Annotated in this window: 27 protein-coding genes; 19 read left to right on the forward strand and 8 right to left on the reverse strand. The window is 65.9% G+C overall.

All coding sequences use genetic code 11. From position 1 onward, the window contains the following. Window positions 1-169 (forward strand): transposase (locus tag LC066_RS20825; protein WP_224903405.1); only part of this gene is annotated, 169 nt, incomplete at its 5' end. A gap of 9 nt (window positions 170-178) precedes the next feature. Here the strand turns inward: LC066_RS20825 and LC066_RS20830 are convergent. Beyond that, window positions 179-673: a glycoside hydrolase family protein gene (locus LC066_RS20830; RefSeq protein ID WP_263625223.1), complete on the reverse strand. Its 495-nt coding sequence runs from the start codon at window positions 671-673 to the stop codon at window positions 179-181. 425 nt (window positions 674-1,098) lie between these two features. Between LC066_RS20830 and LC066_RS20835 the strand changes: the two genes are divergently transcribed. Beyond that, window positions 1,099-2,406, forward strand: coding sequence for a short-chain fatty acid transporter (locus tag LC066_RS20835; RefSeq protein WP_224903326.1), 1,308 nt, complete (start codon window positions 1,099-1,101; stop codon window positions 2,404-2,406). 72 nt (window positions 2,407-2,478) lie between these two features. On the opposite strand, the gene LC066_RS20840 is transcribed toward LC066_RS20835, so the two are convergent. After that, a complete protein-coding gene (locus LC066_RS20840; RefSeq protein WP_224903329.1) occupies window positions 2,479-2,823 on the reverse strand; it encodes a cupin domain-containing protein in 345 nt (114 codons plus the stop codon). A gap of 408 nt (window positions 2,824-3,231) precedes the next feature. Here LC066_RS20840 and LC066_RS20845 point away from each other — a divergent pair, with 408 nt between their 5' ends. The 5 genes from LC066_RS20845 to LC066_RS20865 all read left to right on the forward strand — a co-directional run bounded on the left by LC066_RS20845 (window position 3,232) and on the right by LC066_RS20865 (window position 4,736). After that, window positions 3,232-3,438 (forward strand): cold-shock protein, encoded by a 207-nt coding sequence (locus tag LC066_RS20845; RefSeq protein ID WP_085888236.1) that lies wholly within the window; start codon window positions 3,232-3,234, stop codon window positions 3,436-3,438. Further along, window positions 3,435-3,662 (forward strand): hypothetical protein, encoded by a 228-nt coding sequence (locus LC066_RS20850; RefSeq protein ID WP_224903331.1) that lies wholly within the window; start codon window positions 3,435-3,437, stop codon window positions 3,660-3,662. The genes LC066_RS20845 and LC066_RS20850 overlap by 4 nt, the downstream gene beginning before the upstream one ends. A gap of 182 nt (window positions 3,663-3,844) precedes the next feature. Beyond that, complete coding sequence (locus tag LC066_RS20855; RefSeq protein WP_224903334.1) at window positions 3,845-4,021, forward strand: hypothetical protein; 177 nt, start codon at window positions 3,845-3,847, stop codon at window positions 4,019-4,021. Between the two features lie 189 nt (window positions 4,022-4,210). After that, window positions 4,211-4,462, forward strand: coding sequence for a DUF982 domain-containing protein (locus LC066_RS20860; RefSeq protein WP_224903337.1), 252 nt, complete (start codon window positions 4,211-4,213; stop codon window positions 4,460-4,462). A 109-nt stretch (window positions 4,463-4,571) separates the two neighbouring features. Beyond that, the gene (locus LC066_RS20865; protein ID WP_224903340.1) at window positions 4,572-4,736 is read left to right on the forward strand and encodes a hypothetical protein; all 165 of its coding nucleotides are present in this window, start codon (window positions 4,572-4,574) and stop codon (window positions 4,734-4,736) included. Between the two features lie 308 nt (window positions 4,737-5,044). On the opposite strand, the gene LC066_RS20870 is transcribed toward LC066_RS20865, so the two are convergent. Further along, window positions 5,045-5,215, reverse strand: a complete 171-nt coding sequence (locus tag LC066_RS20870) for a hypothetical protein (RefSeq protein WP_222479397.1) — start codon at window positions 5,213-5,215, stop codon at window positions 5,045-5,047. Between the two features lie 226 nt (window positions 5,216-5,441). Between LC066_RS20870 and LC066_RS20875 the strand changes: the two genes are divergently transcribed. The 3 genes from LC066_RS20875 to LC066_RS20885 all read left to right on the forward strand — a co-directional run bounded on the left by LC066_RS20875 (window position 5,442) and on the right by LC066_RS20885 (window position 8,087). Then, window positions 5,442-5,651 (forward strand): hypothetical protein, encoded by a 210-nt coding sequence (locus LC066_RS20875; RefSeq protein ID WP_222479399.1) that lies wholly within the window; start codon window positions 5,442-5,444, stop codon window positions 5,649-5,651. A 284-nt stretch (window positions 5,652-5,935) separates the two neighbouring features. Beyond that, window positions 5,936-6,736, forward strand: a complete 801-nt coding sequence (locus tag LC066_RS20880; protein ID WP_224903343.1) for a helix-turn-helix transcriptional regulator — start codon at window positions 5,936-5,938, stop codon at window positions 6,734-6,736. Between the two features lie 208 nt (window positions 6,737-6,944). Then, window positions 6,945-8,087 carry a LysR family transcriptional regulator gene (locus LC066_RS20885; protein ID WP_224903346.1) on the forward strand — a complete coding sequence of 381 codons (1,143 nt, stop codon included), beginning with the start codon at window positions 6,945-6,947 and terminating at the stop codon, window positions 8,085-8,087. Here the strand turns inward: LC066_RS20885 and LC066_RS20890 are convergent. Beyond that, entirely contained in the window at window positions 8,041-8,763 is a 723-nt protein-coding gene (locus tag LC066_RS20890; protein WP_222479405.1) for a hypothetical protein, read from the reverse strand. The two genes, LC066_RS20885 and LC066_RS20890, sit on opposite strands and share 47 nt — an antisense overlap. A gap of 115 nt (window positions 8,764-8,878) precedes the next feature. Further along, window positions 8,879-9,271, reverse strand: coding sequence for a hypothetical protein (locus LC066_RS20895; protein WP_224903349.1), 393 nt, complete (start codon window positions 9,269-9,271; stop codon window positions 8,879-8,881). A gap of 537 nt (window positions 9,272-9,808) precedes the next feature. On the opposite strand from LC066_RS20895, the gene LC066_RS20900 reads away from it, so the two are divergent. From LC066_RS20900 to LC066_RS20940, 9 genes are read left to right on the forward strand one after another with little or no spacing between them, the layout of a single operon-like run. Beyond that, entirely contained in the window at window positions 9,809-11,020 is a 1,212-nt protein-coding gene (locus LC066_RS20900; protein WP_224903352.1) for a PP2C family protein-serine/threonine phosphatase, read from the forward strand. Further along, window positions 11,001-11,348: an STAS domain-containing protein gene (locus LC066_RS20905; protein WP_222479411.1), complete on the forward strand. Its 348-nt coding sequence runs from the start codon at window positions 11,001-11,003 to the stop codon at window positions 11,346-11,348. Before LC066_RS20900 ends, LC066_RS20905 begins: the two co-directional genes overlap by 20 nt. Beyond that, on the forward strand, window positions 11,348-11,782 hold the full coding sequence (locus LC066_RS20910; protein WP_222479413.1) for an ATP-binding protein: 435 nt from the start codon (window positions 11,348-11,350) through the stop codon (window positions 11,780-11,782). Before LC066_RS20905 ends, LC066_RS20910 begins: the two co-directional genes overlap by 1 nt. Continuing rightward, window positions 11,779-14,349 carry a PAS domain-containing hybrid sensor histidine kinase/response regulator gene (locus LC066_RS20915; protein ID WP_224903355.1) on the forward strand — a complete coding sequence of 857 codons (2,571 nt, stop codon included), beginning with the start codon at window positions 11,779-11,781 and terminating at the stop codon, window positions 14,347-14,349. The genes LC066_RS20910 and LC066_RS20915 overlap by 4 nt, the downstream gene beginning before the upstream one ends. Beyond that, window positions 14,340-16,001 carry a DUF3131 domain-containing protein gene (locus tag LC066_RS20920; protein WP_224903358.1) on the forward strand — a complete coding sequence of 554 codons (1,662 nt, stop codon included), beginning with the start codon at window positions 14,340-14,342 and terminating at the stop codon, window positions 15,999-16,001. The genes LC066_RS20915 and LC066_RS20920 overlap by 10 nt, the downstream gene beginning before the upstream one ends. After that, entirely contained in the window at window positions 16,001-17,161 is a 1,161-nt protein-coding gene (locus tag LC066_RS20925; protein WP_222479419.1) for an acyltransferase, read from the forward strand. Before LC066_RS20920 ends, LC066_RS20925 begins: the two co-directional genes overlap by 1 nt. A 4-nt stretch (window positions 17,162-17,165) precedes the next feature. Continuing rightward, window positions 17,166-19,025, forward strand: coding sequence for a glycosyltransferase (locus tag LC066_RS20930; protein WP_224903361.1), 1,860 nt, complete (start codon window positions 17,166-17,168; stop codon window positions 19,023-19,025). Next, a complete protein-coding gene (locus LC066_RS20935) occupies window positions 19,022-20,401 on the forward strand; it encodes a DUF3131 domain-containing protein (RefSeq protein WP_224903364.1) in 1,380 nt (459 codons plus the stop codon). Before LC066_RS20930 ends, LC066_RS20935 begins: the two co-directional genes overlap by 4 nt. Next, complete coding sequence (locus tag LC066_RS20940) at window positions 20,398-21,300, forward strand: peptidoglycan-binding domain-containing protein (RefSeq protein ID WP_224903367.1); 903 nt, start codon at window positions 20,398-20,400, stop codon at window positions 21,298-21,300. Before LC066_RS20935 ends, LC066_RS20940 begins: the two co-directional genes overlap by 4 nt. Window positions 21,301-21,382: 82 nt before the next feature. Here LC066_RS20940 and LC066_RS20945 read toward each other — a convergent pair whose 3' ends face one another. The 3 genes from LC066_RS20945 to LC066_RS20955 all read right to left on the reverse strand — a co-directional run bounded on the left by LC066_RS20945 (window position 21,383) and on the right by LC066_RS20955 (window position 24,364). Further along, a complete protein-coding gene (locus LC066_RS20945; protein ID WP_224903370.1) occupies window positions 21,383-22,729 on the reverse strand; it encodes a TRAP transporter large permease in 1,347 nt (448 codons plus the stop codon). Between the two features lies 1 nt (window position 22,730). Next, entirely contained in the window at window positions 22,731-23,246 is a 516-nt protein-coding gene (locus tag LC066_RS20950; protein ID WP_222479429.1) for a TRAP transporter small permease subunit, read from the reverse strand. Between the two features lie 65 nt (window positions 23,247-23,311). After that, on the reverse strand, window positions 23,312-24,364 hold the full coding sequence (locus tag LC066_RS20955; RefSeq protein ID WP_222479431.1) for a TRAP transporter substrate-binding protein: 1,053 nt from the start codon (window positions 24,362-24,364) through the stop codon (window positions 23,312-23,314). Window positions 24,365-24,759: the final 395 nt, after the last annotated feature.

Raw genomic sequence — 24,759 nt, forward strand, 5'->3', positions numbered from 1 at the left:
GAACAATGCGGTCAAATACGACAAGCGCCGCTACAAACGCCGCAATCGGATCGAGATCATGTTCGGCAGGCTGAAGGATTGGCGGCGTGTGGCGACCCGATACGACAGATGCCCGAAAGGCTTCCTGTCAGCCATCGCCCTCGCAGCCCTCGTTATTTACTGGCTATGAGTCCTGACCCTAGTCCTCCAGCTCGGCCGGATCGGCCGCGCGAACCGAGTGGATCTCGGCGATATGGTCGCAGTCCTGGGCAGCCTCGCGCGCAGCCCGGGCGTCGGGCGCCTCGAAGGGCACCTCGCGCGGCGGGTAGTAGTAGCCGTGGGCCTCGTTGCTCATGGTCACGAAGTAGCGGGGCATTCGGCCTCCCAGGTCGCATTGGTCTTCAGGTCGCGCCGCAGGTTCCAGGGCGCATGGGCCGCCCACCTGGGTGCGCCGGAACATCGAGGAGCCGCAGAAAGCCCCTGCCCCGATATTGTAGGCGGCCGAGACGAAGGCGGCTCGCGTCTGGTCCGGCAGCTGCGCCGGCTGGCGGGGTCGGATCCGCGTCTCGAAGGCGACCACCTCAGCCAGGAAGATCTCCCGGCATTCCTCCGGCCTCGCCGTGTCGCCCATCTTCACGCCGGCCGTGTGGCCGGTGCAGATCGTCGGGATGAGGCCACGCCGCTGATTGTTCAGCTGGCATCTCCACGCAGACCCATATCACTGACGAAACCAGTGCCCTTGACCGGAAAAGCACATTTGAGAAGAAAGTACTCGCAGCTGGACTGGCGAACCGGTGGCGTGCCCTAGCCCAATGGAACACTGAGCATCCATTCTTCCGGTCACGCCAAGGGCCATTGAACGCGTAGGCGTCCGAAACCTAAGACCGAACTAGCTTGTCTTACATGCAAGCCGCAAGATCCGTAGGCCGCCATCAAAATGACTGCGCTTCCGATTGGCCTGGCATCAAGTCAAGTGCGTCACCTAAAAACAAACTGATACAGGCAGCTAGTGCGCATTACGATCGACGCAGCTCTTGCCATCGGTGTTGCACAACACAATTCGACTCTTAGGAGGAGGCCGCACCGCGGCCCCAAGTCTGACGGATTGGAGGATTCCCCATGCTGAATGCCGTGTCGCGCCCGCTGGTGCGCCTGGTCGAGCGCTGGCTGCCCGACCCCTATATCTTTGTCGTCATCCTGACCCTGATCGTCATGGTCGCGGCGATGGTCTTCGAGCAACAGAGCCCCGTCGCCGTGGTCGAGATGTGGGGCGGCGGCTTCTGGGGGCTGCTGGCCTTTGCCATGCAGATGCTGCTGGTCCTGGTTACCGGCTTCATGATGGCTTCCACGCCCCTGGTGAAAGGCGGCCTGCAGAAACTGGCCGGCCTCGCCAGTTCGCCGGGCGCGGCGATCCTGCTGGTCACCTACACCGCCCTGGCGGCAAGCTGGCTCAACTGGGGCTTCGGCCTGGTCGTCGGCGCCCTCTTCGCCAAGGAGGTCGCGCGCAAGGTGAAGGTCGACTACAGGCTGCTGGTGGCCTCCGCCTACTCCGGCTTCATCGTCTGGCATGGCGGGCTGGCGGGTTCCGTGCCGCTGGCCATCGCGACCGAGGGACACCCGTTCGAGAGCATGATCGGCGTCATTGGAACCGACCAGACGATCTTCTCCTTCTTCAACCTGGCGATCGTCCTGTGCCTCTTCATCGTCGTGCCACTGCTGAACCGCATGATGCTGCCGAAGCCGGATGAAAGCGTCTATGTCGATCCCGAGCTGCTGACCGAATCCGAGCCCCCGGTGGCGAAGGGCGACACCCCGGCCGAGCGGCTGGAAGGCAGCCGGATCCTGACCTGGCTGATTGGCCTCTCGGGCTTCGCCTTCCTGTTCGACTATTTTATCAACGACGGGACGCTGACGCTCAATATCGTCAACTTCCTGTTCCTCTTCATGGCGATCATCCTGCACGGCACCCCACGCAACCTGCTGGCCAGCCTCAACGATGGCATCAAGGGCGGCGCCGGGATCGTCATCCAGTTCCCCTTCTATGCCGGCATCATGGCGATCATGGTCGACTCTGGGCTGGCCGAGTCGATCTCCTCGGGCATGGTCTCTCTCGCGTCCGAGGCCACCCTGCCCCTCTGGTCCTTCCTCAGCGCCGGCGTGGTGAACTTCTTCGTGCCATCGGGCGGCGGACAGTGGGCCGTGCAGGCCCCGGTGATCCTGCCCGCGGCGGCCGAACTGGGCGTCGATCCGGCCCGCGCGGCGATGGCCGTGGCCTGGGGCGATGCCTGGACGAACATGGTGCAGCCCTTCTGGGCCTTGCCGATCCTCGGGATCGCCGGCCTGAAGGCGAAGGACATCATGGGCTTCTGCACTCTGCACCTGGTGCTGAGCGGCATCGTGATCTCGCTCGGCCTGACCTTCCTGTAAGGCAAACGACTGCCCCGGGATCGACGCCCGGGGCAGCCGAAACTGGCCCAGGTGCCATTCACTCAGCCGCGCTTACAGGGCCGGCGCGTCGTGCCTATCGCCCCGGGAGGTCGGCGTTGAGACCACCAGGAAGATGACTTCGGACTCGCTGTCGTTCCGGGCCTGATGAGGGGAATTTGCAGGGACGTTGATGCCGCTTCGCGCGGGAACGGTCTGGCTCACCCCGTCCAGCTCCATCGTCAAGGACCCGGAGAGGACGTAGAAGAACTGCCGCGCTTTCGCATGATAGTGGCGAACTTCTTTCGTGTTCGCCGGCATGCGCTCTTCGATGATGAGCAGGTCGCTGCCCGAGGCCAGGATCCAGCCATCGCAATCCTCACCCCACTTGTAGTGCTCCGCGGTTTGCGAGCTGATCATCGGCGCCCCCCTTAATTAACGGGGACAACCTCTAAGATCAAAGCGGTCGTTCCACAATGCTTGGCCCGTTCCGGCAGCCTGACCGGCGTCGCCCCAAGGGGCGACTACACCGGACAGATGTGCATCACGCAGCGCACGCCCCTTTCAGTGAATTTCTGGAGAAGTGAACCACGATTTCCGGGACTCGATGCAGCATCATGCCGGGTGATCGCGGCAGAGGAGATGGCGCCTGAATTCGGCAATGATCCGACGCTGCCTTGTAAACCCGGTCCGCAAGGACCATGTGAGTTTAGCTTACGCTTTTCTCTTCGACATTCTGCTGCCTGAAACGGTTTCGGTTGATCGACTTGGATCGACTTTGCCGGGCTGCCGCATATCGCGGGCAGCAGACATCAGGAGGAGACCGACATGGCTCAAGGCACCGTGAAATGGTTCAACACCACCAAAGGCTTCGGGTTCATTCAGCCCGACGACGGCGGGAAAGACATCTTCGTGCACATCTCCGCGGTTGAACGCGCAGGTCTGTCCGATCTGCCCGAAGGCAAGAAGGTGAGCTACACGCTCGAGGCCGGCCGCGATGGCCGCGAATCCGCCGGATCGCTGGAGCTGGTGTGAAGCCAACTCTGGACGATATCCTCAACGGCGTTCCCGAACAGGGCGGCAATGGTGGCAAACCATTGTCGCCCACCAAGAAGGCCGATGCGCGGTCCGAGACGCAGCTCGACAAGATTTCGGCCAGCGCCAAGCGCTTGCTGACAGAAGAAGCTGAGCAGCGCGCGGACAAGATCGCGCGCCTCAGTGCCGCCCGCCGCGCGCTAGGGCGGGACGATAACACCTGATCCCCTGCGGCCCGCCAAGGGCCCGCACGAGATCAGTTCCAATACCTCTTGCGACACGGCCTGCCCGGAGCGCCCATCTCGGACCCAGTCCGACGGCGCCCCGGTGCAGCTCTTCGTGGCCGCCCCAGGCGGCGGCCGATGGCGCGAGGCACCACCGACACAACGGATCAGGGAGGATCACCATGGGCTATTCACAGCCAAAGAAGCAGTTGGATCTCAAGGAGTTCCTCAGCACGCCCGCGAAGAAGCGGCCCGGCGCCAAGACGTTCGGGTATCGAAGATTCCCCACGGCGCCTGCCGCGTCCCAAGACGACGCCCCGACCGGCGAGAGCGGGTCCGAGGAGCCTTCGGACGGCTGACCCACCAGGTCCACCGCAGCGGCTCGCCCGTCCGGGCGAGGCCTGCCCGGGCATTACCGGACGGGCTGTGCCCCGTTGGCCGATCTATCGCTCACTGCGCGAGACCAGACACGAATACAGGCGCCATTGCAGCGTCCCCGGACTGCAGCTGAGGAAACCGCTGCTTCCGGCAGATACTAGGATACGAAAATGATGGATATTCCCTGGGGCGAACCCTTCGCCCTCATCGACACGAACGGCCACAGCGTCGCCCGTGTCGGAACAATCGAAACCGCTCACCACTGGCTACGCCGCAAATGGCCGACCAGCGACACGACGCACCGAAAGGCTCTGGACCGGATCGAGGACGCCATGGACTGCATGGGTTCGGTCGTGGAGGCCAGACAGGCTTTCATAGTGGCGGCGCGCTCTGCCGGGTTCGTTACTGCGGAGCTTTCGTAGGAAGGCGCGACCCGGCGCCTTTCGCGGTCCCTCAAGGCGCCCCCATTTGCCCTGTAAACAAGATCCAAGAGCAGGCGGCGCTCCAGGACATCGCTAGGAAACACACCCCATGACCTCCACGAAACTCCCTCACGAGAACAACGAGACAGCGCGTCCCACGCAATTGAACCCGAATTCAGAGGCACTTACCTGGGACGACTTCATGATTGGGCTTTCTGAAGACATCCCGGTGACTGAGGCGCGCACTTCATTGGGGCGCCTGCTCCAAGAATGACAGGCCCTGGCCGTCGATCAACCTCCCAAAGGCAGGATCGGCTGCCCCCCAACGCCGCAGAATAGTCGGCCGGATCAGCCGCTCGGACCGAGTGGATCTTGGCGATATGATCCCAGCGTTGCGCAGCCTTGCGGGCCGCTCGGGCCTACAAGACATCAAATCGCCGCGTGCCCCCCGGCAACCGCAGGGTGGCCATCCGGCCGCAGAGCGGCACCTGCCCACGTTGGCCTCTCACCCCAGTCGCAGACTGTGGCGAAGACGCCCGGGACGGGGAACCAGACCCCACCCCGGGTCACGACAGGCTCTTGTCAGTGCTTCAACTCGCGGATCGCGTCGCGGATCCGCTGCCAGTCGCGGGCCTGGTCCGTTTCGCCGGACGCTTCGCAGGCACGGATCTTTTCCGCGACCTTCGCCTCGGCGGCCGGGCCGTGCGCACGGTAGAGCGCGCTCGCCTGCTGGGATGCGTTGATCGGTTGCATGGGTCCTCCTCTCTGCGGGCCTCTCTTGGCCCGGTGCAAGCGGTCTATCACATCCGCCCCTGTTTTTCATGACGCAGCGCAGCACGACGGCAAGGTCAGCGGGATACGGTCCACCTCCCATGGAAGCCCCCCGCTCCCGCGCCCCTGCCGCGGGCGGCAGGCAGGATCGCGGCGTCCCGCGACAATCGCTCTTGAGCCTCCCCGAGAGGCGCGGCAGAAGGCGCCCATGAGCGAGAATACATGCGAGATCGACCGGGCCGCGGGCACCTTCACCCTGAACCTGGAGACATGGGGCAACACCTACCCGCTGGACACGCTGGAACGGTGGCTGGCCTTCTACCGCGAGCAGCGCGACCTCTTTCCCAAGTCGCGCAATTCCTACGACAAGACGATCGCCCTGCTGGAAAACGCCCTGGCCGAGCGGGACGGGGGCTGACGCCTCCGCAGATGACCAACAGAGGCACGCCCGGTCCCGCCGCAGGCCGCCCGTGGCCCGCCCCGAAAGCCGTGCTGCGGCGATCTTGATCGCAGTCAGCCAATGGCCAACTGACGCCAAGGCGCGGCAGAAATGCGCCCGAGGTGATAGGAAAAACCTTTCTTGTGAATAGATTAACGCGACGGCGATTTCTGGCTAGCGTCGAGGCCGATCAGAAGAGGTGACCGCCCGCATCTGCACCGGGCTCTCGCACATCACCTCATGCGCCAGGAAAGGGGGATCCTATGAGTGCACCGGGAGGAACGGAGAGCGGTTCTACGCCGCAGAGCCACGGCACCGGCACGGGCGACCTGAGTCATTTCACCTTCATCGGCTCCGGCACGCTGTTTTCGGACGTGGTTCTACGCACGATCGACACCGAGTTTGCCGGCATTCACGCGACCAGATACCCGCAGCTCAACACCTGGGCGCTGACCGTGCTGGATCACCCGACCGCCCCGCCCCCGCCGACGCGTTTGCTGGTGGTGGATGAACGGCAGGTCGACGACCTGTTCCTGCTGCTCCGACGGCGTCCGACGGAGATGGAGGACACCCGGCTGGCCCTGGCCGCGCGCACCTCCCTGGGGGCGGCCAAACTTGTCCGCAGCGACGGGCACAACCTGGTGCAGCACCGCGTCAGCATCCTGCCGATGAACCTGCACCTGACGGCCTGGATCCAGCTGCTGCGACTGCTGGACTGTGGCGAACACTATCTGCCGTCCTGCGCGTTCGACCTCACGCCCCCCTATGCAGAGGGCGCGACACCCCCGGACGCCGGGGGAGAGGGTGACCACGCCTCGGCCGAGGCCTTCACCGCCCTGACGCCGCGAGAACAGGAGGTTCTGCGCCTCGTGGCGGCGGGCCGGCCCAACAAGGTCATCGCCCGCGACCTATCCGTCTCGGCCCATACGGTGAAACTGCATATCCACCGGATCATGGGCAAGCTGGGGGTCAGCAACCGCACCGAAGCGGCCATCCGTTTCCTGCACGAGGGCGCCGGCGACGGCCACGCCTCGGCACAGGCGCCCTCCCCCTCCAACAGCTGAACCCCCGCCGCACGCCCGCCCCACAGCCGCCGGGATGCTGCCCTGCGGCGCGAGAAATGCGGCGGCGCCGCACGGCAGCTGACCGGAATCCGGTCTGGCGCGAACGTCGAACTTCATGATTAGCTTCAATAATTGCCTGAGATCCGTCGGACACCCGAGGTCGGGAAAGAAGCGTCCAGCGGGGACCGTATTTTTCCGGAGCTGTGACATGACAGGTTCGAAACCGATTACCATTCGCCAGCTGGAGGTGCTCGACGGGATCGCCACCGCCGGTTCAATCCGCAAGGCCGCCAAGCTTCTCGGCCTGACCCAGCCCACCATCTCCGCGCAGCTCGCCAAACTGGAAACCGCGCTCGGCTCCGAACTGGTCAGCCGCGACCAGGGGCATCCCGGTGTCCTGACCGGGGCCGGCGAGCTTTGGGCGCGCACCGCCAGCAGCGTGTTGACTGAACTGGAGGAAGGCCGGACCCGCCACGGCGAGATCTTCGGCCATGAAGGCTACACGATGAGCTTCGCGACGATCCCTTCCCATGCCGGGCGGTCGCTGGGGATCGCGGCAGCGGTGGCGCGCGCCATCCCCGGCTTCTCCGAGGTCTCGGTCAGCCTGGCCCCGTCCAGCGCCGAGCTGCTCGACTACCTTGCCATTCGCAAGGCCAGGATCGGCCTGCTGGCCATGACCGAGGAGCTGAGGCAGACGCGCTCGCTGATGTCAGAAGAGATCTACACGGATCAGATCGTCTGGGCGGTGCCACGCTCGATCGACCCAGGGCTGGTGCGCGCGGTGCTGTCAGGCGACGCCGGGGCGCGGGACCTGCCGCCGGCGCTGCAGAAACGTGTCGTGGTAAGGGCCCCGCACGAATGGTCCGACGTCGGTGCCAACTGGTACAGGACCCGGTTGCCCGACGCCGCGCCCTCCTATGTCAGCGACCTGCACGTTGGCGCGGTCGAGATCGTCGCCGCGGGCCTGGCCACCTGCCATGTCTCGATGACGCTGCGGGCCAACCTGCCGGAACGCATCCACGACACCGTCGCCTTCTACGAGACCGGCCTGACCTCCCAGGCGATGGTGGTGGCCATGCCGCGCCACCTGATGGCCGTCCCCTCCTTCGCACGCTACTTCCGCAACCTGTCCGCCGCCCTGCGGGATCACTACGCCCGGGCCCTGTCACCTGCGGCCCTGCGGCCCGATGCGACGGCGCGTTTCATGCGCCATCGCGCCGGCGAAACCGGCGCGATGACACTGGAAAAAGTCCTGCCCCGGTCGGGACTTCCGGGGCAGGACCGATGCAGTGATGGGGGGACGATCACTGCATCGTCGAGCGACAGTAGTCAGCCACCTGTTCATCGTTGAACGGGGTGCCGCGCAGCTTGCGCGCAAGGATCACCCCGTCGTCACGACGAGAGCACGTCACATAGCTCGACAGCGGGCGCGGTGCCTGAGTGGTGGCGCGTCGCGGCGTCGTCGTGGCCGCGAAGGCCGCCCGCTGAACCTGGGTGGCCTGCCGCCGCTCGTTGGCGGTACAGACACTGTTGGGCGGAAGGGTGCCGACCTGCCGCAGGGCCTGGCAGGCCTCGGAATCACGCCGCGCGATCATGATCAGCGCCGCCTGACCCTGGCCCATCTGCGCCAGCAGGCAGGCCTCGTCCACGCGGGAGTTGCCCCCGGCCGCCCCGCCGCCGATCAGCGAGATGCCGACGCTGGAGGACAGCGAACAGGGATGCCCCGAGCCCATCGAGGGCGGCTGCACGGCCGGCGCGTTGCGCACGGTGTAGGACCCGCCGTAGCGATGATTGGTGGTGATCTCCCCCGGGGTCCGCTGATCGAGGTAGATCTGGGCGTTGGAATGGCCGCCCGCGGCCGAGGACGTCGAGCTGGTCGACACCTGGGCGGAGCTGGACGAACTGGAGCTCGATCCGCTGCTGGCGCTCTGGCCGGCGGCGGTCGTGGCCAGCATGGCCGAGACGAAGAGGGCGCCGGCAGCAGTGGCCAGCAACTTGGCGGGTACTTTCTGGATATCATTGAACATGGGTTTCTCCTCCCCGAACGCAGAGGTCTGGGTTGAGGCCGGAGCAGTACGTTCGGATAGCTGCTCCGGCCAGCCCGATCCGATGGGACACGGGACCGGGCTCTGGCATCAGGTCCTAGAACATGATGCCAAGGCCGCCGAAGGCGCCGCTGCTGCTGCCGTTGCCGAGGCTGTAGCCACCGGTGGCGCCTGCCGCACCGAAGCCGAAGACGCCGGCGGTCGAGGTGTTCTCGACCCCGCCGACCGTGGCGGTCGAGGACGACGAGCCGGAAATCGCGCCGCCCGGTCCGAGAACCGTGTAGCCTTCCGCGGTGCCAGCGCTGGCCAGTTCCATCGAGGTGCTGTTGGTCGCCCCGGCGAGACCACCGAAGGTCCCCGCGCCCGAACCACCCGATGCGATCACCCCGCTTTCGGAGCCCGACCAGGACCCGGTGCCCAGCACGACCTGTGCCGAGGCGCTACCCCCGGCCAGGGCGGCGGCAGATGCCAAGATAACGAAAAGTCTCATTTCAATTCCTCCTGCTGGTTTCACTTTCGCCCGACCGGCGTCGCCGTCGGCCGAACCGTCGAGTTGAGGTCTAAGCCTCGAAACCAACTTACTTTTCCGGATCAGCCGCCAGCAATTGACGTGACGGGCATCGCCCGTTTCGGGGAGGCCGGGATGCGGCATTGCCCGAAGGGTGTAACCCGATGGGGAGACGCCTCACCCGACCGGGCTACCCGGGGCCGTGGCACGGCGCCTCCTTCCTGCCCGGATGGGTCAGAACAGCGCCAACGCACCGCTTTTGGGGTCCCTCTCGCGACTCGGCGGAAGACGCCAGGGAGTCGCGGCATGCGGCCAGACCCCTCCTCGCAGTCTCGCGGCGGACGACGGGTCGGAAAACGACGGCCCTTGCCATTGAAAGAGCAGAATTAACCGGCGCCCGGGTCCAAAAATCGCCATCTTCTGACACAATAGTGAGCACCAGTTCAGAGAGTTCGCGGCGGCCCCACGGTCGCCTGTTTTCGACCCAGAGTGAGGCCAGTGCGCAGAATGCCATTGACCATGACCGATCCGATCCTGGTTCCGCCGCTGAAAGTGGTGGTCGCAGATGATGATGCCCTGCAGCGCGCCCATGCGTCCGCGCTGCTGCGGAAGCTGGGTTATGACCCCTACGAGGCCGAGGATGGCGCGGCGGCGCTGGATCTGGTGCGCCAGCTGGGCGCGCGAATCCTGCTGTGCGATCTCAACATGCCTGGCCTGGACGGTCACGAACTGGCCCGCAGCGTGCGCGAGGACAAGACCGATCACTACGTGCACATCATCATGGTCACCAGCCAGAGCCAGAGCGCGGAGCGCGAGCGCGCGCTGGAGGCAGGGGTGGACGATTTCATGGCCAAGCCGCTGGACCGCGCCAGCCTGACCGCGCGCATCCGCTCGGCCGACCGTCTGCTGCGCCATGAGATGCTGCTGGCCGAACGCAATCGCGTGCTGGCGGAGGCCAAGGAGCAGATCGAGGCGGACCTGCGGGCCGCCGCCAACGCACAACGCCGCATGCTGCCCGCGCCCGAGGCGCGCGTCGGCGACTGCAGCTTCCATTCCGCCTTCATGCCCTCGAACATCCTGTCGGGTGACATGTTCGCCTATTACCAGGTCGCGCCGGGCTACATCGGCTTCTACGCCATCGACGTGGCCGGCCACGGCGTGCATGCCTCGCTGCTGTCCGTGGCCCTGGGGCACCTGCTGACCGCTGAATACTTCCGCCGCCGCGCCTTCGACGACACCGGCGCGCCGAATCCCGCGGCCCTGGTGGCAACCCTGAACGAACGCTTCTTCCGCCAGGATAGCACCGAGTATTTCACCATGTTCTGTGGTATCCTCGAACAGAAGAGCGGCCGACTGCACTACTGTCAGGCCGGGGCCCCCTCCCCGGTCGCGATCGGCCCGACCGGCGTGACCCGCCAGATCGGCGACGGCGGATTCCCCGTCGCGCTGCTGGACATGGCCACCTTCGAGAACCGGTGTGACCAGCTCGACAGTGGAGAAACCCTGGTCGTCTATTCCGACGGCGCCACCGAGGCCGAAAGCCTGACCGGCGAGGCTTTTGGCGAGGCCCGGTTCCGGGGGGTGCTGGAAGAGGCCGCGACCCGGCCCGGCACCATTCCCGGCAAGATGGTCGAGGCCCTGACCCGCTGGCGCAACGGCCGCACCCTGCAAGACGATCTGACCATCCTCGTGTGCGAAAGGACCCAACAGAATGATCAAGTTTCACGGTGATGCCGCGGACGGCCTGGGCATCGTCGAGCCCGGCACCGACCGGCTGACCGCCGCCAACGCCACCTCCTTCAAGGACGACGTCCTGGGCCTGATCGAGGCCGGCACCAGCCGCCTTGTCATCGACCTCAGCAAGGTCGATTTCGTCGATTCCTCCGGCATCGGGGCGCTGGTCGGCCTGCTGAAGCGGATCGGCCACCGCGGCGAGATCGTCGTTTCCGGCCTGTCGGACAATGTCAGCCAGATGTTCCGCATTACCCGCATGGACCGTGTCTTTTCCAGCTATGACACCGCCGAGGCGGCGTTGCGTGCATTGAGAGAAAACGCCTAGTGCCGCTTCTGTCGCTGGAGATGCGCCCGGAATTGTCCGAGGTGGACATGGCCGTGACCTCCCTGAAGGAGGCTGCGGGGCACGCCCTGTCGGAAATGAAGCTGGCCACCTTCGAGATCGCCCTGTCGGAGGCGCTGACCAATGCGGTGCGTCACGGTCTGGTGTCGGTGGAAGGCAGTGCGGCGCCCGATCAGCCGATCAAGGTCACACTGTCGGACAGTCCGCGCGGGCTGCTGATCGAGATCATTGACGCCGGCGCCCAGGGCCCCGAGGATCTCTACGAAGATGTCGCCAGCCCCGATGCGATCGACCTGATGGCCGAAAGCGGTCGCGGCCTGTCGCTGATCCGGCATTGCGTCGATGACCTGACCTTCGAGCCCGCCCCCGGCCACAACCGTCTGGAGCTTCTCTTTCACCCGGACCTCGACACATGATGAACCTGCTGATCGAACCCGGATACCCTGTTGCCCTCCTGTCGGTGGTGCTGGCAATTGCCGCGCTCCTGCTGCAGGGCTATGCCTACCGCGCCCGCGGTCGGCGGCTGGCGCAGGTGGCCCAGGATCTGCAGGAGGCGCAGCGGATCGCCCATATCGGGACGGTCCGCTGGGATTTCGTCCGCGACGAGGTGGTCTGGAGCGACGAATACGCCCGGCTCCTCGGGCTGGAACCCGGCGGGCGCATGACCGGCACCCAGTTCACCGGCATGCTGCTGCCGGAGTATGTCGACCGGGTGGTGTCCAGCGAGGAACGCGCGCTGAAGGTCTCGGCCGAGACCGGCAAGCCCGCCCGGCGGGAAATCGTCTATCGCGTGCAAAGTCGTGACGGTCGGATCATGGATGTCTCCGCGCTGTCGGAGCTGAAGGCCGATCGCGACGGCCGGCCGCTCTACATGATCTCGACCATCCGCGACGTGACCGAGGAGCTGGAGCGGCAGGCCGAGCTGCGCAAGAGCGAGAGCAACCTGGCCGGCGCGCTGCGCGTGGCCGACCTCAGCTGGATGCGCAAGACCCTGAAGGATGGCAAGATCACCTGGTCGGACAGTCTCTATGCGCTGATCGGGCGCGATCCGGCGGAGGGGCCTGTGTCGCTGTCGACCCTGATCTGCGACGAGGATCTGCCCGCCTACCGCGCCGCGCTGAAGAAGATGCGCGCCGCCGAGCCCGCCCAGGACCCAAACCACAGCCGTCTGTCCCTGCGCCTGGCCCGCAGCAACGGCGAGGTGATCCACGCCCGGATCGAGCTGGAGGTCACCCATGATGCCGATGGTGAACCCGACACCCTGTCGGGGGTGATCCGGGACGTCACCGAGGACGTGAAACGCGAGGCGGAGCTGCATGACGCAGTGGCCGCTGCCGAACATGCCAATGCGTCCAAGAGCGAATTCCTGGCCGTCATCAGCCACGAGTTGCGCACGCCGATGAACGGGGTGCTGGGCATGCTGGGCGCGCTGAACGAAACACAGCTGGACGACGCGCAGCGCGAACAGGTGCAGATCGCGCGCAACTCCGCCAACTCCCTGCTGGTGATCCTCAACGACATTCTGGACGCCTCGAAGATCGAGGCGGGCCGCCTGCAGATCGAAGAGGAATCCTTCGAGCTGAACAGCATGGTGCGCAGCGTGATCCACCTCTACGCGCAGCGTGCGTCTGAGAAGCGGATCGTGCTGGACAGCCGGATCGACGCGGGCATCCCGCCCTGGATCCGCGCCGACAGCGGACGGATCCGGCAGATCCTGTCGAACCTCGTCAGCAACGCCATCAAGTTCACCGACAGCGGCCATGTGATGCTTTACGTCTCGGCCCTGCCGCAGACGGGCGGCGAACCGCTCCGCCTGCGCTTCCGGGTCGAGGACACGGGCGCCGGCATCCCGCAGGAATACCACTCGCGCGTCTTCGGCCGTTTCGAACAGCTCGGCGCCTCGGGCAACAACCGCCGCATGGGCACCGGGCTGGGCCTGTCGATCAGCCAGAGCCTGGCCGAACTGATGTCCGGCACAATGGGCTTCGACAGCACCGAGGGCGAAGGCTCGACCTTCTGGCTGGACCTGCCGGTCGAGCCGGCCGAGAATGCCCTGGAACGCGGCCCGGAAGAGCCTGCGGCCGAGAGCCTCGACGTGCCGCGCATGCGGATCCTCGTGGCCGAGGACAACAGCACCAACCAGCTGGTCGCCCGCTCCATGCTGGAACGCCTCGGACAGAACGTCGATCTGGTGGTCAACGGCGCCGAGGCGGTCGAGGCGGTGCAGAAATTTGATTACGATCTGGTGCTGATGGACGTGTCGATGCCGGTGATGGACGGCCCCACGGCCACGCAACGCATTCGCGCCCTGCCCACCGATGTCAGCGCCATCCCGATCTTGGCGCTGACGGCCCATGCCGGCGACGACCAGATCGGCTTTTACATGAACGCAGGCTTCAACGAGGTGCTGACCAAGCCGATCCTGAAGCACGAGCTGGAACGCGCCCTGGACCGCTGGAAGCAGTTCGCGCTGCAGAAAAGCGGCGCCGAGGACGGGATCGAGCTGCCTTCGCCGGGTGATGAGGACGTCACGACGGGATCACTTGGGCGCGCGCGCAGCGCAGGCGACAACGACGGCGGAGCGCCCGTCGCTGGCCGGGCGTCGGAGTTCTGCGATGCCGAGGCCCTGAACGAGAAACTGGTCGAGATGGATCACGATTTCGGCGCTGACACCGTGAAGGGCATCCTGAAGGCCACCGTCTCTGACCTGTCGCGCCATATCTCCACGCTGGAGGCGCAGCAGAGCGCCGAGGGCGAGGCGCGCGACGATGTGCTGCTGTACCGCTCCTTCCATTCGCTGGTCGGGATCGCCTCCACGCTCGGGTGCGGAAAGATGACCAACCATTGCCGCCTTCTGGAAACGCTGCCCGACGCCCGCGCCGATGCGCCCGAGCTGGTGCAGTCGCTGCTCGACCAGGTCCGCCTGATGCGCGACGAGGTTGCCGACCTCGCCGAAGAGAAAAGGAACTCGAAATGCGCCTGACGCGTCCCTCCACGCGCCCGATGCTTCCCCTGCTGTCCCTCGCCTGCGCCACGCTGGCCCTCGGCCTGGGCGCCGGTCCCGCCTCGGCGCAGGAAAGCGGCACCGCCCTGCCCCAGAGCCTGGCCCCGCTGACATCTGCCGAGGCGCCTTCGGAGCCGGTTGAGACGCATCCCCGCCCCTTTGGTCGCCAGGGCGAGCTGACGGAGCGCGAGATGGAGATGGCGCGCACCGCCTGGTCCTATTTCGTCGAGCGTTATCAGCCGGAAACCGGGCTGGTGAACGCCGTCGGCTCCTATCCCTCGACGACGCTCTGGGATACCGCTTCCTACATCAGCGGCCTGGTCGCGGCCTACGAGCTGGGCATCATCGACAAGCGCACCTTCGACACCCGCGCGACCAAGCTGATCCGCACCCTGCGCAACCTGGATCTGTTCCGCGGCGAGGCGCCCAACAAGGTCTACAACACCCAGACCGGCGAGAAGGTGAACTATGCCAACCAGCCCGGCGAGATCGGTTATTCCGTGCTCGACATGGGCCGCATGCTGGTCTGGCTGCGGATCCTGAAGGAACGCTATCCCTACCTGGCCAACGGCGTCGACAACGTGCCGATGCGCTGGAACTACTGCAATATCGTCAACGATGACGGGCGCCTTTTCGGGTCTCTGGTGCGAGGCGACGGCGAGACGCGCTATGTGCAGGAAGGCCGGCTGGGCTACGAGGAATATGCCGCCAAGGGCTTCGCCCTCTGGGGCTTCGACGTGACCGCGGCGCTGGATCCGCAGCCGCTGAACTACACCCGGATCTACGACATCGACATCCCCTATGACGGCCGCGACCCGCGCGTCTTCCACAACCAGAACTACGTGCTGACCGAAAGCTACCTGCTGGACGGCATCGAGCTGGGCTGGGACCTGCCGGTGGCCGACCCCGCCGGACCGGGCAACGCCAGCCACGGGTGGCGCGCCGAGTTCGCGCATCGCATCTTCGAGGTGCAGAAGCGCCGCTTCGAGGCGACGGGCGTGATCACCGCGCGCTCCGAACACCAGGTCGATGGCCAGCCCTATTTCGTCTACGACAGCATCTTTGCCGACGGCTACGCCTGGAACACCCTGGATCCGTCGGACACCTACCAGCCCGACCGCGCCGCCGTCGCCGCCAAGGCGGCCATCGGCATGTGGGCGCTGTGGGAGGACGAGTATACCGATCTGCTTTTCGAAACCGTGGCCGACCTCTCGGAGGCCGAGGGTGGGTTCTACGAAGGCCTCTACGAGAACGGCAACGGCTTCATCCCGCTTCAGACCGCCAACAACAACGGCATCATCCTGGCCGCCCTCCTTTACAAGGCGCAGGGACCCGTGCTGCAGTATGCCAATGACAACACCAGCTACTGGGACACCGCCTGGGCCGGCACCGATATCCGCGCCAACAAGTGCCTGCCGGAAACCCAGGTGGTAGAACTGACCTGCTGCGCCTGCGAGGACCTCCCGCAGCCGAAACCCGCCGTCACCGCCGAGGAGTTCCAGTTCTGTCGCCCCGTCAACGGCCCCTACGGCCTGGGCGCCACTGAATGCGGCACGACGGAACAGAGCTTTGCCAAGCCTGAGCCGCGGTACATCCTGCCGCAGGCCTGCCGTGTTCCCTGGGGGCAGTGATGAGCAGCGCGAGCGGCAAACCGAGGCTTCTGTGGTTTGACGCCAATCGTGTCTGCGCCGCGATCGGCGTGGTGCTGATCCATTCGACCACCGACTTCAGCGGCCAGCCCTTCCCGGACGCCTCCGTGGCGGAACGGGCGGTGCCGGTCTTCCTGCGCTCGCTCGGAGAATTCTCCGGCTCGGAGATGTTCTTCTTCTTCTCGCTGTTCCTGATGGCCATGCGGGTGGACCGGCACCGCCCGCCCTACCGCCAGGCGATCATGACCCAGGCCGAACGGCTGCTGGTGCCCTTCGTCTTCTGGACGTTCTTCTATGCCCTCTTCCGGTTGGTGAAGGCCTATGCCTTCGACTACGAGGACTGGTATCTCGACCAGCTGAGCCAGACGCGGGTCTGGGTCTCCTTCTTCCTGCTGGGCAAGTCGCAGTACCACATGCACTTCCTGCCCACGCTCTTTGCCATCTTCCTGTTCTTCCCGGTGATGCGCCTGGCCTGGCGGTACCCGATGATGGGGGTGCTGCTGTTTGCGACCCTGGGCGCCATGGACCACGTGCAAAGCTGGCTGTGGTCGCTCGACCTCACTTCGCTGACCCGCGAATATCTGGTGCGCATCACAAAGGTCTGGGGCTACGTCGGCTACGGCTTTGCCGCCTTCGCGCTCTATTCTCTGTGGAGCGACGGCATCCCGCGCGGCGAGTCGAAGCTGATCCGGCGCGGCGCGCTCTACTTCGCCTCGATGGCCTATATCGCCACCCTGCCCTTCTTCGGCACCGCCCTCTTCGAGGGACACTGGGGGATCCGCACCGGCTGGGACTACTACGGCCATTTCCTGATGCCGATCTTCATGTTCGCGCTGTTCATGGGCGGGCAGTTCGCCGACTGGTCGCCGCGCTGGTCGCAGCTGGCGAAATACACCTTCGGCGTCTACCTGGTGCATCCGGCGGTGATCGACCTGTTCGACATCGCCGTGGCGAAGACCGGGCTGGCCGATCTTTTGACGCCGACGCTGCTGGTGCTGCTGCGCTATGCGGTGGCCCTGCCCTGCGCCTTCGGCCTGGCCATGGCCTTCGAGAAGGCGCGACCGCTGGCCTGGACCATCGGCCTCGGCCCCGCGCCCTGGAAATGGTCGCGCAAGCGCGGCACCGCGGAAACGAAGGGCTGACCTGATGGACGATTATTTCCGCGCCTTCGAGGATCGGCGCCCGCCAGAGCCGCTGCCCTATTCTCCCGCGCGGGAAATGCTGTGGCAGTTCCTGGCGACCCTCGCCCTGGTGGTAGGCGGCTGGTACGTCTGGTGGCGCTGGACCAGCTCCCTGAACCCGGACGCAATGTGGTTCGCCATCCCACTGGTGCTGGCCGAAACCTTCGCCTACGTCGGGCTGATCCTCTTCGTCTTCAACCTCTGGCGCGACCAGCCGATAGAGATCCGCGATCCCCCCGCCACCCTGGGCGACATCGATCCGACCTCGCCCGAGGGCGACCGGCCCCTGTCCATCGACATCCTCTTTGCCACCTACAACGAGGAACCGGAGCTGGTTCGGCTGGGCATTCTGGACTCCAAGGCCCTGAACTACCCGCACGAGATCGAGGTGAAGATCCACGTCCTCGACGACGGCAAGCGCGCCGACATGCGCCGCGTGGCCGAGGAAGAGGGCGTCGGCTACATCACCCGTGAGACGAACGAGGGCTTCAAGGCCGGCAACCTGCGCAACGCGATGGAACAGACCAGTGGCGACCTGATCGTCATCTGCGACGCCGACACCCGCCCCTTCCCGACGCTGCTGGAACGCACGCTGGGCTATTTCCGCGACCCCAAGATGGCCTGGGTGCAGACCCCGCAGTGGTTCTACGATCTGCCGGCGGGCGAGCGGCTGCATGACGTCATGCACCGTCGACTTGGCCTGCTGGGCCGCTGGACGGGGCGCGCGGTCGAGGGCGTGCTGGGCGAGATCCGCCTGGGCGAGGACCCCTTCGTCAACGACCCGAAGATGTTCTACGACATCATCCAACGGCGCCGGAACCACGCCAACGCCTCCTTCTGCTGTGGCGCCGGGTCGATCCACCGCCGCGAGGCCGTGCTGGAGGCCTCCCTGCGCAGCTTCGGCGCCAGTGTCGAACGCCGGGTCATCGCCGCCGAGGAAGAGATCACCCTGGAAAGCCGCGAGAACCGCGTCTCACCCGAGCTGCTGGAGGCGCTGCGCACCGCCGCCGTCACCGAGGAAGTGCTGACCCCCTACAAGTTCCACGTCTCCGAGGACATCTACACCTCGATCGTGCTGCACTCGGACCGTGAACGGGAGTGGAAGTCCTACCAGCACCCCTACGTCGAAAGTAAGATGCTGTCGCCGCAGGACCTGCTGACCTGGACCATCCAGCGCTACAAATACGCCGGCGGCAGCCTCGACATCCTGTTCCACGACAACCCGCTGTTCCGCAAGGGCCTGACCTTCGCCCAGCGAATGATGTACGGGGCGACCTTCTACAGCTACCTCGGTTCGATCTGGAACGTGGTATTCCTCTTCGCGCCGGTGATCTACCTCTTCACCGGAATCGCGCCGGTGTCGGCCTATTCCAATGACTTCTTCGCCCATGTGATCCCCTTCCTGGTGACGCTGGAACTGGCGATGATGGTGGGCACCTGGGGCATCGCGGGCTACGCGGCCAAGGCCAGTTACCTGTCCTTCTTTCCCCTGGGGCTGAAGGCGATATGGACGGTGCTGCGGGGCGAGAAGATCTCCTTCACCGTGACCCCCAAGGACCGCAACGCCGACACCTTCCTGCGACTGGTGAAACCGCAGATGGCGGTGCTGATCCTGACGGCGCTTGGCGGCCTCTGGGGCCTCGGCGCGCTGTGGCTGGGCGGCACCCAGCACAGCCTGACCGGGGTCGTGACCAACTGCCTCTGGGGTCTGAACAACTGCGTTGCCATGTGGGGCATGATCGCCGCCGCCCTCTGGCAGCCGCCCGAAACCACCGCAGACACCGCCGAGCCCACCCTGATGAAAGCCGAGGAGACCCCGACGTGAGCTTCCGCCAGAATCTGACCCGCGCCCGCGGCCATATCGTCTTTCTCGTCGCCCTTGTCTGCGGCCTCATTCTGGTGCTGCAGCTGGAAAAGCTCGGCGAGCCACCTGCGGCCAACGCCGGCGAAAGCGACGGCACTGACACCGTCGCCGCCGCACCCGAGATCGCCGCCCCCCTGCCCGAGGACCCGATGCAGCCCTTCGAAGACCTGGAGCCCCTGCCCCTGCGTGCCCCCGCGCCCCTGTCGGAGACCGACGAGGAGTATGCCCGCATCGCCTGGAGCTATTTCCGCAACAACACCAACGAGGAAACCGGGCTGGTCAACTCGGTCGACAACTATCCCTCGACCACCATGTGGGAGACCGGCTCCTACCTCGTCGCGGTACTGTCGGCCGAACGGCTGGACCTCATCTCCGCCGAGGAGGCGCACAACCGCATTGCCCGCGTCCTCGACAGCCTGGCATCGCTGCGGCTCTTCGACGACACCCTGCCCAACAAGGCCTACCACGCCCGCACGCTGGAGCTGGTGAACTACGCCAACGAACCCGTGGAACTGGGCCTTGGCTGGTCCGCGCTGGACATCGCGCGGGTCGTGGCCACCCTGGGCCTGGTGGAACGCAACCACCCCGAGCTGTCGGAGGATGTCGAGGCGCTGATCGACACCTGGGCGCTGGAGCGGATGGTCGAGGATGGCGAGCTGATCGGCATGAACGTGGTCGAGGGCACGCCACGCCCCAACCAGGAAGGCCGCGTCGGCTATGAACAATATGCCGCCAAGGGCATGATGCTCTTCGGGTTCGACACCTACCGCGCCTATGACGTGCGCCCGCAGCTGATGGTGCAGGAGGTGCTGGGCCAGCCCATTCCGGTGGACACAAGGCTGCACCGAGCCACCACGCCCGCCTTCGTGGTGAGCGAACCCTACCTTTTCGACGGGCTGGAGTTCGGCTTCGACGCACGCTCGCAGCGGTTTGCCACGGCGATCTACCGAGCGCAGGAAGCGCGCCATGCCGAGACCGGCCAGTTCACCGCGGTCACAGAAAGCCACCTGAATGAGGCGCCCTACTTCGCCTATTCCACCGTCTGGGGCGGTGGCGCGCCCTGGGCCGTGCTGACCTTCCAGGGGGAGCGGATCGACAGCAAGCGCACCGTGGCGACCAAGGCCGCCTTCGGCTGGGATGCCCTTTTCGGGACCGAATACACCGCCGCGCTGGTGGCCGAGATCGCCGAGACCGCGCAGCCCGGCAAGGGCTGGCCCGAGGGGATTTACGAACAGACCGGCGAGGTGAACACCTCCACCACAACCAACACCAACGCGGTCGTGCTGGCCGCGCTGTCATTCAAGGCCACCGGCCCCCTGATGCGGGACCCTGAATGAACCTGCGCCGCTCCGCCTCCCCCCGTCTCGCCGCGCTTGTCGCCCTGTCGCTTCTGCCCGCCGCCGGGATGGCCCAGCCCTGCGTCGGCCCGGCTTTCGACCAGCCGCTGCCCGGCGCCGAGAACGTGCAGCGCCGCTACGCCGACGTGCCCTCGGCGCGCTATCCCGGGATCTGGCAGGAGGGCCGCGTCGCCGGGTTCACCTACCGGCTGTTCATGGACCTCACGGCCGAGGTGAACGACGGCTCCGCCAACCCCGCCTGGCAGGTCTTCCTGAGCTGCGATCCCGCCTCCGGCCTCTGCGCCGAGAGCTTCGACGGGCTGGCGCCGATCGCCGCCTCGCGCACCGCCCAGGTGCTGGGCCGCTGCCTGCTGGGCGGGCCGGTCACGGCGGAGGATTTCGCCCCATCCGAAAATGCGCGCCCCGCCACCGGCCTGCCGCCCGGCGCCGGCGTCTCCTCCGACGCGGATCGGCCCGAGAACCCTGCCGCCGGCCTGGCCGCCGCAGCCGCGCTGGAGGGGCTGCGCAACCCCGACAACACGCCCACGCCGGTGATCCCCGAGGCGCCGGAAGACGACCGGCCCCTGGCCTTCGGCGAAACCGAGGCCCCCGCGCGGCCGCAACAGGATACGGTCCGGCTGGGTCCGAACCTGCTGCCCTCGGGACAATGCGGGCTGTCAGCGATAGACGAGGGGAGCTCTCCGGTCATGACGTTGCAGAGGCTTCTGCAGGAGGGAGGGTTCAATCCCGGCCCGGCCGACGGGATGATGGGCCCCCGGACCCGTCAGGCCCTGCAAACGGCCCTCGGGGACGCAGCCGCAGGGCTGACGGTCACTGAAGCCATCACGACGCTCGACCGTCAGTTCTGCGCGGAAATCGACAACGCCACAGCAGACTGACGCCCGCCCCGGTCGACCGACATGAAAAAGGCGGGGTCCGATACGGCCCCGCCTTTTTCTTTGCCATCCTCCCAGGCTTGGCTCAGCGCCCGGCGACGCTCGGCAGCCACAAAGCCAATTGCGGGAACAGCGCCACCGTGATCAGCGCCGCCACCTGCATCAGCACGAAGGGCATCGCCCCCTTGTAGACCTCGGTGATCGAGGCCCCGGGCACCGAGGAGCGCAGGTAGAACAGCGCCATGCCCACGGGCGGCGTCAGGAACGACGTCTGCAGGCAGATCGCCAGCAGGATCGCCACCCAGACCGGATCAAAGCCGAAACTGGTCAGGATCGGCATCACCAGCGGCGCCACGATCAGCACGATCTCCATCCAGTCCAGGAAGAAGCCCAGCAGGAAGACGATGAAGATGATGAAGGCCAGCACGCCGTGCGGTCCCAGCGGGAGGGCGCGCAGTGCCGCCTCGATCGTTTCGTCCCCGCCATAGCCGCGCAGCACCACCGAGAAGCAGGACGCGCCGAAGATCAGCATGTAGAGAAACGCGCTGGTGCGGCCTGTGTCATAGCAGACCTGCTTGAAAGCGTCGCGGTTCAGCTTGCCGTTCAGCGCCGCCAGCAGGGTCGCCCCCGCCGCGCCGATGCCCGCCGCCTCGGTCGGAGAGGCGATGCCCGCCACGATCGAGCCCAGCACCGCCAGCACCAGGGCCAGGGGCGCGAACAGCGCGCCGGTAAACTCGGCCAGGGCCTTCATCGGCGGCAGACGGTCCCCCTCGCGCTGATAACGCGGCATGGCGCGCGGCGCGATCACGGCAGTGGCGACGATGAAGAGGATGAACAGCAGGGCCAGCCCCGCGCCCGGCACGATGGCCCCCATGAACAGATCGCCCACCGGGATCCGGAGCTGGTCGCCCATGACAACCAGCATGATCGAGGGCGGGATCAGGATGCCGAGGCAGCCTGTGGCGCCGACGATGCCGAGGCTGACGGAGCGGTTGTACCCCGCCTGGAACATGGTCGGCACGGCGATGGTCGCCAGCAGAACGACCGAGGCACCGATGATGCCGGTGGAGGCTGCCAGCACCACGCCGATGGCCACGACCGAGATGGCCAGCCCGCCGGGCGCCGGGCCCAGCAGGCCGCGCATCGCCTTCAGCAGGCGTTCGGCCACGCCGGAGCGGTCCAGCATGAAGCCCATGAAGATGAACATCGACATGGGGATCAGCGAATAGCTGGAAATCGTGTCGAAGATCCGGTTGGCGACGAAACCGATCATCCGCAGCTCGGCCACGTCGGCGATCTGCAGCGGCTCGATCAGGGTGCCCAGCACGGCGAAGAGAACGCCCGTGCCGCCCAGCACGAAGGCCACCGGGTAGCCCGAAAAGAGGATCGCCATGAAGCTGGCGAAGAACAGGAAGATGAAGAGAGCGTCCATGTCAGCGGGCCTCCGACCAGGCGGTGCCGAGGCGTTGCAGGCTGCGGATCAGGATCGACACGCCCTGAAGCGCCAGCAGGGTCATGCCGGCGGCCATGACGCCCTTGATGATGTAGCGCGCGGGCAGCCCCGAGGGCATGGGCGAGCCTTCCTTCAGCGCCCAGGAGAAGGAGAAGATCTTCCAGGCATGCCAGGACACGAGGCCCGCGAAGGGCAGCAGCAGGAAGATCACCCCCAGCACCTCGACCAGGGCCTGGGTGCGCGGGCGCATGCGGGCATGCAGGACGTCGACGCGCACATGAGTATCGGTCTGGTAGGCCCAGGCCAGGCAGGACATGACCACCAGGGCGTTGAGGTGCCATTGCAGCTCTTCCAGCTCGATCATGCCGATGTTGAAGACGTAGCGCAGGATGACGTTCAGAAGGATGGTGACGACCAGCAGCGGCAGAACGAAGGAGCCGGCCTTGCCGGTCAGTTCCGCCACCCGGTCGATGAAGCGGGTCAGCGAGGAAAACATGGGGAGGGTCCCGAAAAGTCAGTGGGCGGGCCCTAAGGCCCGCCCGTCGTCGGTGGCACGCAGGATTATTCCTTGTGCGCGGACCAGGTTTCGACCGAGGCGCGGTAGCTGTTGAGGCTCTCCAGCACGCGGGCGAAGGTCTCATCCGCTTCGGCCTGCTCGGCCATCACTTCGTCATTGGCCTCCTCGAAGGCGGCCAGGACTTCCGGCGGGAAGGTCTTGATCTCGGTGCCCGCTTCCTCGAACTGGGCGATGGCGGCGGCATTGCCCGGCGCGGTCGAGGTCAGCGACCAAATGTTGGTGGACTTGCAGACTTCTTCGATCTGGCCCTGCTGGGCCTCGGTCATGCTGTCCCACTTGCCCTTGTTGATGATCAGCTCGTTGAAGGCGGCGGGCTGGTGCCAGCCGGGCAGGTAGTAGTAGTCGGCGACCTTCTCGAAGCCCATGGCCACGTCAATCGCGGGCATCGAGAACTCGGTGCCGTCGATCACGCCGCGTTCCAGGTTCGGGTAGATGTCGCCCCCGGCCAGCAGCACGATGGAGGCGCCCATTTTCTTCATCACCTCACCGGCGAGACCGGCAAAGCGGATCTTCTTGCCTTCCATGGCATCGACGCTGTCGATCTCGAAGGTGTACCAGCCGCCGGCCTCGGCATCCATCACGCCACAGGGGACGGTGACGACGCCCTGGGCCTCGTAGATCTCACGCCAGATCTCCAGGCCGCCGCCGTTGTACATCCAGCCGATGTAGTCGATCGCATTGGGGCCGAAGGGCACGCCTCCGAAAAGCTGCACGGCGGGGAAACGACCGGCGACATAGAGCGGCGAGGTATAGCCCGCATCCAAGGTGCCCTGCTGCACGGCGTCGAAGATCTGCAGGGGCGGCACCAGCTTGCCGGCGCCGTACAGATCGACCTCCAGCGCGCCGCCGGAGATCTCGTTGATCGTGTCGGCAAAGTGCTGGGCGTTCTGGCCGGAGGCCGGCAGGGTCAGCGGCCAGGCCGATTGCACGTCGAGGGACATGTCGGCGGCGGCAGCGGCGGAAGACAGAAGCGCGGCGCCCGCCAGGGCCCCTGCGACGTTACGGGCGGTACGGGAAAGGAAGTTGGATTTGGTCATGGGTCCTTCGTTTCTGGCTGTGTGCGGGGAAGACCGCCCGGGAGCGGTTGAGGTAGATGAGTCCGAGGGCGCACTCCGGGCAAATGGCGGGCAAGGCTGCTTCCGACGGAAACCGATCTTGCCCATTTAGATTGCGTGAATTTTCATGGTTTGCCGAAGATTGCGGCAAAATCGTGATAAAATTCACCCTTTTGCTCACGCGCCGTGGGTACCTTCGCGAATCGAAATCCGATGACTTTTCTAAGGAATTTGCGTGACCCCAGGCGACCCACGGATACGGACCGTGTCAGGCAGCCACTCCGAATCGAAAGGAAGGCCACGCAAGCGCAGATCCGACTATACTCGTTATATTTCAATATGTTAGAGGAAATCCAACTGAATATAAGCACGACTAA

Origin of the sequence: Pseudooceanicola marinus, from assembly GCF_020177265.1 — a bacterium.
Taxonomy (GTDB): Bacteria; Pseudomonadota; Alphaproteobacteria; order Rhodobacterales; family Rhodobacteraceae; genus Pseudooceanicola; species Pseudooceanicola marinus_A.